General features: G+C 43.8%; 11 protein-coding genes. 5 read left to right on the top strand and 6 right to left on the bottom strand.

The features are described from left to right. The first annotated feature begins 56 nt into the window (after positions 1-56). Positions 57-1,436: a GAF domain-containing sensor histidine kinase gene (locus KIH87_RS01135; protein ID WP_232359705.1), complete on the top strand. Its 1,380-nt coding sequence runs from the start codon at positions 57-59 to the stop codon at positions 1,434-1,436. 10 nt (positions 1,437-1,446) lie between these two features. Here the strand turns inward: KIH87_RS01135 and KIH87_RS01130 are convergent, their stop codons facing one another. Further along, on the bottom strand, positions 1,447-1,995 hold the full coding sequence (locus tag KIH87_RS01130; RefSeq protein WP_232359704.1) for a UPF0149 family protein: 549 nt from the start codon (positions 1,993-1,995) through the stop codon (positions 1,447-1,449). Positions 1,996-2,308: 313 nt separating this feature from the next. Between KIH87_RS01130 and KIH87_RS01125 the strand changes: the two genes are divergently transcribed. Further along, complete coding sequence (locus tag KIH87_RS01125) at positions 2,309-3,196, top strand: aspartoacylase (protein ID WP_232359703.1); 888 nt, start codon at positions 2,309-2,311, stop codon at positions 3,194-3,196. 50 nt (positions 3,197-3,246) lie between these two features. On the opposite strand, the gene KIH87_RS01120 is transcribed toward KIH87_RS01125, so the two are convergent. The 4 genes from KIH87_RS01120 to KIH87_RS01105 form a co-directional block, all read right to left on the bottom strand. After that, positions 3,247-4,008, bottom strand: coding sequence for an HvfC/BufC N-terminal domain-containing protein (locus tag KIH87_RS01120; RefSeq protein ID WP_232359702.1), 762 nt, complete (start codon positions 4,006-4,008; stop codon positions 3,247-3,249). Positions 4,009-4,156: 148 nt separating this feature from the next. Then, on the bottom strand, positions 4,157-5,161 hold the full coding sequence (gene bufB / locus KIH87_RS01115) for an MNIO family bufferin maturase (protein WP_232359701.1): 1,005 nt from the start codon (positions 5,159-5,161) through the stop codon (positions 4,157-4,159). A gap of 9 nt (positions 5,162-5,170) precedes the next feature. Beyond that, positions 5,171-5,830: a hypothetical protein gene (locus KIH87_RS01110; RefSeq protein ID WP_232359700.1), complete on the bottom strand. Its 660-nt coding sequence runs from the start codon at positions 5,828-5,830 to the stop codon at positions 5,171-5,173. Between the two features lie 40 nt (positions 5,831-5,870). Beyond that, positions 5,871-7,313 carry a ferritin-like protein gene (locus KIH87_RS01105; RefSeq protein ID WP_232359699.1) on the bottom strand — a complete coding sequence of 481 codons (1,443 nt, stop codon included), beginning with the start codon at positions 7,311-7,313 and terminating at the stop codon, positions 5,871-5,873. 271 nt (positions 7,314-7,584) lie between these two features. On the opposite strand from KIH87_RS01105, the gene KIH87_RS01100 reads away from it, so the two are divergent. Beyond that, the gene (locus tag KIH87_RS01100; RefSeq protein ID WP_232359698.1) at positions 7,585-8,013 is read left to right on the top strand and encodes a GNAT family N-acetyltransferase; all 429 of its coding nucleotides are present in this window, start codon (positions 7,585-7,587) and stop codon (positions 8,011-8,013) included. On the opposite strand, the gene KIH87_RS01095 is transcribed toward KIH87_RS01100, so the two are convergent. Further along, positions 8,006-9,523, bottom strand: a complete 1,518-nt coding sequence (locus KIH87_RS01095) for a hypothetical protein (protein ID WP_232359697.1) — start codon at positions 9,521-9,523, stop codon at positions 8,006-8,008. The genes KIH87_RS01100 and KIH87_RS01095 overlap by 8 nt on opposite strands. 236 nt (positions 9,524-9,759) lie before the next feature. Between KIH87_RS01095 and KIH87_RS01090 the strand changes: the two genes are divergently transcribed. Then, positions 9,760-10,821 carry a hypothetical protein gene (locus tag KIH87_RS01090; protein ID WP_232359696.1) on the top strand — a complete coding sequence of 354 codons (1,062 nt, stop codon included), beginning with the start codon at positions 9,760-9,762 and terminating at the stop codon, positions 10,819-10,821. A gap of 167 nt (positions 10,822-10,988) precedes the next feature. After that, complete coding sequence (locus KIH87_RS01085) at positions 10,989-11,588, top strand: hypothetical protein (protein WP_232359695.1); 600 nt, start codon at positions 10,989-10,991, stop codon at positions 11,586-11,588. The last annotated feature ends 49 nt before the right edge of the window (positions 11,589-11,637 follow it).

Raw genomic sequence — 11,637 nt, 5'->3', positions numbered from 1 at the left:
TTCCTTTATATGAGAAGTGACTTTTCCCACGCAATCACGAGATTAAAGGCCAAGCCATGTTGTTAAAATTAGAAATGCTCTTACTTGAGCTAAGCGCCACAAAAGAGATTGATTCTGGGAACCTAGGCGTCGCCAGCAAAAAAATTATGGATGTTTGCTGTGAAGGGCTGAATATTGCACGTTCCAGCATGTGGAAAGTGACAGACAACACAATGGAATGCCAACTTCTGGTGGATCACGGAGAAAGGCAACCCACCGATTCTCTTGTGCTGATTAAATCCCATTACCCAATCTATTTTAGAGCCTTAAGCAAAGGCAGAGTCATCATTGCCAACGATGCCCACAACAATAAATCTACCTTTGAATTCAGCCAATCTTACTTCATGCCCAACAACATCAACTCCATTCTCGATATTCCTATTCGCCACAAAGGTGAAATGGTCGGCATTATCCGATGTGAATATCAAGGCGACAAACTACGCAAATGGACACCCGATGAAGTGGTATTTGGTTGTACATTGGCAGAACTTTACGGCAGAGCACTGAGTAGCGCCGAAAAAGTAAACTATGAGAAAAAGCTGGAAGAAATAAATGCCAATCTGGAAAAAATCGTGGAAGAAAGAACTGCTCAACTTGAGCAGAAGATAGCCGACCTCAGAACCACTCAGGTGCAATTGGTAGAGTCGGAAAAAATGGCGGCATTAGGCGCCCTTGTTGCGGGTGTCGCCCATGAAATTAACACGCCCGTGGGCGTAAGCGTCACCGCAGCATCACACCTGTCCGACAAAGTGAACAGCTACAAACTAAAATATCAAAACGATGAGCTGACCTGTGATGACTTCGAAAAACTTATCAATTCAACAACACAAGCTTGCCAGTTAATTCTGAGTAACCTGTATCGCGCAGGCAATCTGATCCAAAGCTTTAAGAAGATAGCCGTTGATCAGGCCAGTGATGAACTTCGTAACGTAAGATTGCACGAATATATGCAGGAGATTATTGCCAGCTTGTCACCTAACCTAAAAAAACTAAACCCCAACATTATTCTCGAATGCAGTGACACGTTAGTCACCTATACTCATCCGGGAGCCCTGTCTCAAATTTTCACAAACCTCATCATGAATTCGCTTTTACATGGCTTTGAAGCACCTTTCGACAGGAAAGCAACGATTGAGATACACATTGTAGAAAATAATGGATTCATCAACATTCAATATCGCGATAATGGTCATGGAATACCGGAAGACAAGCTGACGAAAATATTTAATCCCTTTTTCACTACCAAACGAGACAATGGGGGCAGCGGATTAGGTATGCATATTGTTTATAATCTGGTGTCGCAAACTCTGGGAGGACAAATTCACGTTACCAGCGAAGTAGAAAAAGGCACAGAGTTTATGATTAACTTCCCTTTTAAAAGCGCTAAAAGTACATAAGCACCGGTATCTAATTGGGCTTTTCCTCATACATCTCAAACTGATTGGGAATATAACCCACTAACTTGCCGGCAATATCAACATACTGCTTTAACGCCTTGGGAAAAGATTTAAAGATAATCGGTAGCTTCCCTTCCAACTCAGGATTGCCCCGCTGTCGCGCCTGCTCAATCGCCAATTGTGGATTAGCAAAGGTCGAAAACATCCTTAAACAATGACTCAAATCTCGCTGTAATTTAGGTAACTCATCAGGCGCTTTATTCTGAATGTGTTTCCAGGCATCTTGCCATACTCCTTCCAGCTGTTGATGACCAAACAAGAGCCCAGTTAGCCACAATTCTAACGCGTCACTGCTGTTTTTATCCGACGTATAAGTACAACCTTCCGGCAGGAAAAACTGCTCATCACGCATTTCGTTCAATCGTGATTTCAATAACGCCAGTAGCAAGCTGGTCAACTGATCGACATCTTTATCCCCAATCTTCCCCTGACCTTTCACCACCCAGGGCAGCCAGACATCGGGCATGGGAATTTCAGGAGCCGAAGAAATAGCGAACACCAACCCATCAATATAAAAATATGGATGTAGAATATTCTCCCAATTCTCCGACTGACAAAGTTGCTTTAGCTGTAACAGTAAGATAACAGGCTCCTAATTTTTCTCAGCTCACAATAAACTTTTATCTTCTTGATTTTGTTTGATTTTATTAAACACCACAAGAAACGAATACGATATGAAATTTTTACTCATTTGCTATAAGCATTGATTATGCCAAAAAAACCTAATGCCTGAGTCAAGTTTTCGACTATCTTATTGTCGGACAGTCAAACGACCAGTTCATATTCACGGTTTACAATTGCAAGGCAGAATATTGGATAAGATCAATTCAGTCACCATTGTTGGTGGCACTCACGGTAACGAATATTCAGGAATTTATCTTTTACGTAAGTGGCAAAAATCATCTGCTGCCATCCAACGAGAAGGATTAACTGTCGACACTCTGTTCGCCAATACAAGTGCATTCGAAAACAACAAACGCTATCTGGATTGCGACTTAAATCGTCAATTCACTCATGAACGTTTAAATGATCGCACCTTAAGCAACTACGAAGAAAGTAGAGCTAAAGTGATCAACGCACAAATTGGCCCCAAAGGTGCCGCCAAATCTGACTTTATTATTGATTTGCATAACACCACCAGCAATATGGGCCCTTCGCTAATATTGCTTCAATCTGATGCGTTTAACGTTAAAATGGCAGCTTATGTGAAACAACACATGCCAGAAGCGGTTATCATCATGGAAGATCAAATTCCGATGGATGAACAACCTTACCTGTGCTCTATCACCAAACAAGGCGTGATAGTAGAAGTAGGCCCGCAGCCGCAATCGGTCATTCGTCAAGACGTGTTGGAATGGATGGAAACCCTCACCACTCACATTCTTGATTATCTGGAATTATACAACGCAGACAAATTACCGGCTTTACCCGCCAGCGTAGAAGTGTATGAATACACCGAAACGCTCACGCTCCCAATGGACGAGCACGGCGAACGTATTGGTATGGTACACAGAAATGTGCAGGATCAAGACTTCAAGGCACTGAATCCTGGCGATCCGATCATCGCCCTGTTTGACGGTGGCGAAATTTGCTGGGAAGGCGACTACGTGGCATACCCACACTTCATCAACGAAGCCGCCTACTACGACAACAACCTTGCCATGTCGTTAGCAAAAAAGCGCGTTCTGGAAGTGCCTTAAGAATATTAATCCCTCGACCGAATGCTTTATTCGGTCGAGCGTTACTCTTTTCAGCAAACGCTCGAACTTACCAATACTCCCGCCGTCAACCATTTCATTTTAATAGCAAAAACATCTCGCCTTTCTTTATCCAAACTACACCAAGTTTTCCCACTTGCCAGTTCATTCATCAATTGCCTTTCCAGGTCCGTTTTGAGTTCCACCATACCGAGTCGATAGTTGTGGCGCACCACGATACAGTATTCTGGCTCGGGCATAGGAATATCCACCTGTTGTTGTGCTTTTAGCATGGTGAAATATCGACACACCGGGTATTGATGTTTGCATATCTGGTTAACGGGGTTGAGGAATAATTCTGTTTCGGGAGTTTCTGAGTTTGCAACGCTATATCCTTGAGGTTCGGGAGCATCGAATAGCACATTGAGCAAGTATTCAAACTCCGCTAACTCAATAATAAACGAAGGCCAATCTTCCTGTTCAGACTCATCTTTGTCTGGTCGAGTGGCTCGCAAAAAGTCAGCGAAACCTTCCCCCAGATTATTCAGGGTGTAGCTTTTTGATGGGTTCGCTTGCAGGTATTCAGCAGTAAACATAAAGAACAATTGCTCACCCAACGCCTGTTTCAAAGCATTAAACTGCGCTGCCATACATTGTTGCAAGCGAGCGATGTAACTTCTCTGGTAAATAGCCAGATGCTGTCGAGCACTCAGCGCTTGTGATGACTCAACCTGTTCAGCAAAAACCTCACTTGCTTGTGGGTTCAATAACGCCTGGATAAAGCTCTGTTGAATACTCTTTAATTGCTCGCTCATTCATCCTCTCAAATAGCGGTTAAGTCACCTATAAACTGATAAGCAGACCCTCAGCCGCAGGGAGGCGGCTGTAATGGAAAGAAGGTCTCCTCAAAGGATTGATTCACGGCGAGTCTGCATTCAGCTTTATAGGTGATTTCTAATAACTTCAAGCCCAGCTCTTCTCTTCCAGCGCAACGTCAGTATCCGTCCATTCCGCAGTGGCATCCGGCACAATAAAATCAATGGGGGTTGCCACGGCTCCCTTACCAGTGGGCATACCGGCGCTTTCACTACCAATATCTAACTCCTGCATCAACACTTGTTTTGCTTTGTGCAGTTCAGCCAAATATCCGGCAAAATCCGGGATGTTACCGTCCCATTCCAGACAAGTATCAACCCCACCAGTCAACTGCCATGCCAGTTGAAACAACGGCCAAACCTGACTAGAGACAGGTTGATCATGAGTATCAATAATGTAATCACCACAATGCTCATGTCCCGCCAAATGCATCTGCCGAATCGCCTTATGTGGCAAACCTTTCAGATATTCAATCGGATCAAAATGGTTGTTAAACGAAGACACGTAAACATTGTTCACATCCAACAGCATTTCGCAGCCCGTTCGTGCCACCATTTCGCTGAAAAACTCCCATTCAGGAATAGTCGAGTGCTTAAACTGCAAATAGGTACTTGGATTTTCCAATACCAATGACCGATTCAGATAATCCTGAACCTGTTCAATACGGGAACACACATGCAACAGCGACTCCTCGGTTAAAGGCAGCGGCAACAAGTCATGGGAATTCAGATTTAACACACCTGTCCAACACAAATGATCACTCACCCATTTGGGTTGGATGTCATCAACCAGTTTCTTTAACGACGCCAAATACTGTCGATCCAGTTCATCAACACTGCCTATGGACAGGGAAACGCCATGCATCGCGATGGGATAATGTTCAGCAATTTGATTGAGGATATAACGAGGCCGCCCTCCCGAATCCATGAAGTTCTCGGAAATGATCTCAAACCACGCCACATCGGGACGATGCTGCAAAATATGATTGAAATGTTGGCTACGCAGCCCTAATCCCAATCGGGATAAAATGCGCTTGGATAAAACAGCCTGCTCGTCAAAAGCAGGCTGCTTGATAGATTCTCCACTACTCACAATAACAACTTAGTCCTTGTCTTTTGTGCAAGCACAGTCTTTAACGGTTTTATCCAGATCTTTGCGGCTTTTCTCTATCATTTCTTCCGCATTCTGAGCCGGGCTGTTGAAACCAAACGTACAGTATTTATCACCTGAATTTCCGCAAGAATCGTATTCACCTAGAGATTCCAGCCACTGCTGTGGCGGGCCATTCGGCATAGGCGCTGGGCCAACATTCCGTTTGGATTTTTCCATGCGCTCTTCAAACAATCTGCGAGCTAATAACCAAACGCTTTTACCCGTGTTAGCGCCCATAGTGCTGATACGCTCGGCCTGAATCGGCGTAGCGCAACTGCCTTGAAAGGCACAGTTATTCTCACCGGGGCGACACTGTTCTGCGGCATCACCATATAAACCACAACCGCCCTGCCCGCGGCAGTTATTCAAGGTATGGCAAACATGCTGTTGCGTGGCGCAGAATCCTCTACCTGCACAGTCGTTAGTGCCGAATCTGTCATGCCCTTTACAGGCATTTAAACCCATGCAGGCATGAAGTTCTTTAGGCACCAGCACATCGGTTTGATTAGAACCTGGAGAAGGCGAACCACAACCATTTGAGCCCGAAGATGGTGCTCCGCAACCATTGCTTGAAGGTGCGCCACAACCATTTGAATTTTTATTAGACATCGTCAACTTCCTCGTAAATTTCAATATTTGCAGCTTAACTTCAAGCCAAAATTGGCTGACCCGGTTTTGCCAAATACCCTTCTAGCGGCACATTTGGCAAGTCATGAATACGATCTTTTATATGTGCAATACCCGGATAGGCAGCCGCCGCCTGATTAAACAACTCAATAATCTGCTGCTTGGGTGAACTGGCTGTATTAAAAGAATAATTCTCAAATGTAGGTGCTGCATTACGCTGAAAGCCATCCTTGTCTATGTACTTCATGCCAGGCAAGGTGCCGCACAGAGTACCCAGAATCCACATCATGGATTTATGAATACCAAACATGAAGATTTCATATTGCGTGTTTTTCTCTGCGTGATAACAAGCCTGTGTCATCACATACAAATAGCTGTAAACCGCATTAGTCAAGGTAGACACTTTTTGGATAATTTCCGGGTAATCCGCCGTGACAGGATTTTCCGCAAAGTTGTAGATGTAATAAGACTTGGGATCGATTTTATCGCCGAAGTATTTCTCAAATTCCTTATCCAACTGCCCCATTTCACACCAAAGCTGATTAAACTTATCGAAGTGAGCTAATTCAGAGCGCTGTTTATCGTCAAAGCTGCCGTCGGTAAACGGAGCACAATCAACACAATCTTTGCCATCGACCACTTTAAACTGATGACCACCAGCATGACCTTCACCTTGATCAACAATGATATCAAGTGCTTTCAAAGCCGACTTTTTATCCACCACATGCACTAAATCGCCGCTGTCTTCGGCATTTTCAAATTTAGGCTTATGCTGCTTGTCGTAATACAGGGTATCAATATCGTTTTGCGCGTAATAGCCCATTTTAGGGACTAATTGCGGACGTTTAGTGTGGTAGCAATCGTCATCTTTAAAGTGCTTTTTAATGCACTTCTCGATCATCGAGTAAAACTGGCCAATCGTAATATAAGGCAAAGCCTCGGCTTTGCTCATCTTGCCTTCCAACTCTTTGGGGCTCTCGATTTGCATAAAAGTGAACAGCTGATCCTGGCTAAATTTGGCACGATTAATCGGAAATGCCGGTTCATGCCCCGGTAAATACGCTGGCCAAACCGAAGGGCCTTTATCCACCAATTGAGGGTTGCCCACCAAGGCTTGCTTCACATTCGACGACAACGACATATGCAGCATTTCTTCAATCACCACACTCAGAATCGAGGCTCCGGCTTTGTTAGCAAACACCATGATTTTCGCCGATAAATCCAGTGCAATTTCGCTTGCGGCTTGCTCGGTGTATTTCGGCTTACCCGGCTTGTTTTGCGCCAATAAAGCCGCTTTTAATTCGTCAGTAATGGTGTCTTGAGTGGGGGTTCTGTTAATTGAATAGTAAGTGAAGAGATAAACCGGGATAGTGGCAATTTCGATTTCGATGGCTTGTTGTAGTGCATCGCCGATATTGTCAGGGTTTACCTCACTGGGTCTGGATACTAGAAAAGTAGACTGCATAAATCCGTTACCTTAAGTGTGTTGGTTGGCGGCTTGGGCACAGCATTCATGTAACAACCTCGCTTAGAAAACCTACCCGGTAAAATAGCAACTCAACAAAAGTAGGCAGGTTACTTAATGCTGTCAATCAATTGAATAGAATAAAGGGAAGTAAAAATTTAGCCCGTTATATCTTCTAACCGATTTAACATCCCGAACTATAAGAGAAATTTGACAGCACGTTAGCGCAACCTCATCATCCCCCCATCAAACGGATACAAGGAAATACACAATGCAAGGGTTCAAAATTAGTAGCAATACTACAGATATGGACTTAAAGGTTATCCATCATTTTCTAACCAACTCATACTGGGCGAAGGGTGTGCCCTTTGATCTGGTTGAGCGTGCGATTCAGCATTCTCTCTGCTTCGGGGTATTCACAAACAACAACGAGCAAGTGGGCTTTGCACGCATGATCACCGACCGCACCTCTTTTGCCTATTTGGCGGATGTGTTCATCATCGAAGATTATAGAGGAAAGGGACTGAGTAAATGGCTAATGCAAGAGATTATGCGCCATCCCGACCTTCAAGGACTACGACGCATGGTACTGGTTACTGCCGATGCGCACGGTTTGTATGAACAAGTGGGATTCAAACCACTCGCCAAGCCAGAAGGCTATATGGAACTCTGGCGGCCTGATGTTTATCAGGTTATTTAAACAGCTTCCCCCGCAAATTCTTGGCAAAGTCACTCTTTGGACTATAAATTGAGTGAGAAGGTGATGATGATTGACTTTGATGCTCAGGAGATTGAGTTCTTGGAGCCGATGAAGGAGCATGCTGAGGAGAGGGTACTGACATACTGCGCTGCCGAGTGCTTTCTCCCGAGCTATACATGCCTCTTAAGTTACGAGCAAAATCACTGCGCGGGTCGTAAATCGAACCAGGTGTTGAAGGATGATGTTGTGATGTGGTCGTAGCAGCCCTTTGGGACTCATTACCAGCAGAACGACTTGGCTCGGATGCCTCTTTTGAGCGAAACATATTTCGACTCAAGTTACGAGCAAATTCGCTTTGCGAGTGATAGATTGACCCCCTCTCTGGTGGCGGCACTCTGGGAGCAGCCGTTTCAGCCCGATCAAAATATCGAAGTACACTTCTTTCCAGTTGTGCATCAGGATCAACTCGCTTCCCATGTTTACGCTCTTTATAGCCAATAAACTCACTCAGTCTGTTAGCTTCATTGCCGATGACAGCATCAGCACCGGGAAGAGAGACGTCCACTCTTCCGCCAGGAACAGTATCATCTTTCGCCTGATAACGACCTTTCACCACTTTAGGTACAATTTTGGATCTCGCAACATCAATTCGCTCAGTCACTTCATGCTGCTTACCTTTTTGCTTAAACCCTGAACTCCAGGCATCGCGCATAGTCTGCTTTTTCTTCTTCGAATACACATCATCAGGATTATCGGGATAACTACGCAAACCTGTTTGCACCTGATCCATCATTTCCATAGAACCATAAGGTGCAGCCAAAAATGATGACGTTGAAACGCTGGTTGTTTTGGTTCTCAGTTGTTCAGCTTGCACCCCCGTTAACGTCCCCTTATCACCAGAAAAGGTTAAGTTTCCATCATGTTTCATGCGATGCAACATTAAAAAGTTGGACACCCCCGCAACCTCAGAGCGCCCAGTTTCAGCCCCCATCATGACACTGGCATGAGTTCTGAGTTCATTAATATCCTCATGCGATAACTGATACTCACTTCTCAATTTGTCTGTTTTGCCCTTGAATGCAAGCAATGTTGCATGAGCAGCAAACTGAGACGGTGTATAGTCTTTACGCTTATCTCCAGAATAGGAGGAATGAATTTTTGCACCAATAGTATCAAGTCGAGTCGCCATAGTGGCGTAACTATCCGCATCTTTGCCATTAGGTTTATATACCCAGGCTTTCTGACCCACTTCACCCAGTTTATCTCTTCCATGCATCAATGGAGCTTGGGGTAATGAAGGATCAGCAACTCTCTCTCTAGCCGCTTTCACTAAATCTTTGTTGGCACTGGAACTTGCCAATTGGACTTCGGGGGCATTTTTTGGCCTGGGAACATTATCTACAGGGGGAGGCGTTTGATAGGTAGATGTATCAGACAATGATCGAATACGGCTACTAGCGCGTTTAAGCGCGCCAACCATATCACGTTTGCTGCCACTATCATCATTCATTCGAACTCCCCCTATAGAAGAAAGAATATGCTGACACAATATTTACACGAAAATCTTACCTTAACTCAAAAAAAGCCAATAGATATATTTATTCCTTCAATTGAAATTGTCACATAAGTGAAACTAAATTTACTTACCTTAATTTGGCTTGGTCGGCAGAATTCAATACATGTTGTTTTTATTAAAATTTGCTTTCCTACGCAAAATTTTTCCAATTTCAATGCAGGATGAACATTATGAAAAAAACTCTCCAAATAACAGGACTCGTCACCGCCATTTTATTTTCAGCGGGGATCAACGCAGCCCAAACCGATTTAAAATTAAGTAAACCCAGTGGTAGCCCAACTCCGAGGGAAGATGCGTATACCGTCAATATCGGAACCTTGGCAGATGGATTGTTTAATGACATCAAACAAATGGAATTGAACATCGAGTCAAAACTTCGTACAGAAATAAACAAGATCAACGAAGTAAAATCCATTTCCTACATCGACGTAAACACCGACAATTTAAGTGCAACCTTTACTGGTGAAGCCTCACAAAAAGTGTCATTAACCGTTGGCAGCATTAGCGTTAAAGCTCAAGCAAAATTTGATGGCATCGACATCTTGTGCCCAACAGTCAAAGCGACAGTATCTTTACAAAACCTGCGCCCTAAAGCGACTTACAACTTTTACACCGGGGCACTCACCAGCCTTAGCATTAACTACAACAATAATATTGATTTAAGCTGTTCAGGCGGAATTCTGTCCTTCCCGGGGGTTAGTCAATTAGTCAGTATTTTTGCCAGCAATTATGCAGAAGCAAAAGTGGATGACATGGTAGACAGCGGACTGCGCCAATATACCGATATTATCAATATGAAAAACCTGTTTGGTGTTAAAAGCATTCTGGATAAGCCTTCCGTAGCAACACCAGTGGCAGCAATTGAGCAGCAATTGAATATTGATATTACCAACACAATCAACAACTTGATTACAGGAATGAATGTGTACGTTGGTGTATTTAGAAATAAAAATGGTACTAATGCTCACCAAATACAGCTAAGTATCTTCCAAACTGCTCCGACAATTACGTCAGGTGCAGGCGGCTATTACTACGCCAGCGCCCCTGGAGCCTCGCAAATCGACAAATATGCCTACAGCAGCGGAGCTTGGAGCAGCAGCGGTTGGACACCCGGAATTTTGTATAACGGGCAAACCATTGGAGCAATTGCTTTCAATAATAACTACAACATCCCAAGCTATATGGCACAAAAAGTCGTGACTCTTGCCGACTGTGGTAAAGCGTGCGAATAAATTAGCGCTTTCGTTTAGAGCTGACCTGAATGGTCAGCTCTTATTTATGAAGCATAGAAATTAATCAAAAAACTATCAGCCCCACCAAACTATTTCATTCCGCCTATCGACATATATCAGTACACGCAGTGATGACACCATTTTGATTATCCATTGGAGAATGAATCATGAATAAACTGATATCCCACTATGCTTCCACTCTTTCTCATTCAACGATTTCTATTACCGCTTTATCTCTTGCTACTTTGGCCACCTTCTCGGTATTTGCCATGAACGACGACGATCTACAGGATTACCAACTCATTGCCCTGAAAGACTGTGAAATCGTGTATCAAGCAAAGTTAACAGAAGAGCAACAGGAAGCCATGCGCGCCCTTGATGCTTTAGAAACCAAAATGGACTCAATGGAGCTTCCCACTGAAGAGTTTGAAGTGAAAATTGAGCTGCTCAGCAAACAGCTTGAAGACGTAACCAAAGTGATGATTGTTGAGGATGAAAATTCACTCTTTATCGACAAAACACTAATTCAAAAACAGGAAGAATTAGCAGATGAAATCGATCAACTAGTCTCCGCACACGAACCTCATTTCAGAAAAATAGAAATTCACAGTGAAAAGATAGAAGCCGCCGCGGATACGTTTTCAGAACTGATTAAAGCCGACCTGAAAGGGCTGGACTATGACTCCATTCATATTCGTAAGGACGACGATAGCGGGGACACAGATAAAGTTCACTGCGCGATTCACAATATGCATGTTAAGTCTTAAGTAATCGCTATTTTGATTCGTTGAAATATCTTTAGCGTCGCCCTGAATG

It is taken from the genome of Paraneptunicella aestuarii, assembly GCF_019900845.1.
GTDB lineage: Bacteria > Pseudomonadota > Gammaproteobacteria > Enterobacterales > Alteromonadaceae > Paraneptunicella > Paraneptunicella aestuarii.
The sequence above is the reverse complement of the archived record's forward strand: the minus strand, read 5'-3'. Positions and strand labels throughout refer to the sequence as shown.

Coding starts and splice junctions, on each gene's coding strand:
- KIH87_RS01135 (WP_232359705.1), top strand. CDS start 57: ATGTTGTTAAAATTAGAAATGCTCTTACTTGAGCTAAGCGCCACAAAA.
- KIH87_RS01120 (WP_232359702.1), bottom strand. CDS start 4,008: ATGAGCGAGCAATTAAAGAGTATTCAACAGAGCTTTATCCAGGCGTTA.
- KIH87_RS01110 (WP_232359700.1), bottom strand. CDS start 5,830: ATGTCTAATAAAAATTCAAATGGTTGTGGCGCACCTTCAAGCAATGGT.
- KIH87_RS01105 (WP_232359699.1), bottom strand. CDS start 7,313: ATGCAGTCTACTTTTCTAGTATCCAGACCCAGTGAGGTAAACCCTGAC.
- KIH87_RS01100 (WP_232359698.1), top strand. CDS start 7,585: ATGCAAGGGTTCAAAATTAGTAGCAATACTACAGATATGGACTTAAAG.
- KIH87_RS01095 (WP_232359697.1), bottom strand. CDS start 9,523: ATGAATGATGATAGTGGCAGCAAACGTGATATGGTTGGCGCGCTTAAA.
- KIH87_RS01090 (WP_232359696.1), top strand. CDS start 9,760: ATGAAAAAAACTCTCCAAATAACAGGACTCGTCACCGCCATTTTATTT.
- KIH87_RS01085 (WP_232359695.1), top strand. CDS start 10,989: ATGAATAAACTGATATCCCACTATGCTTCCACTCTTTCTCATTCAACG.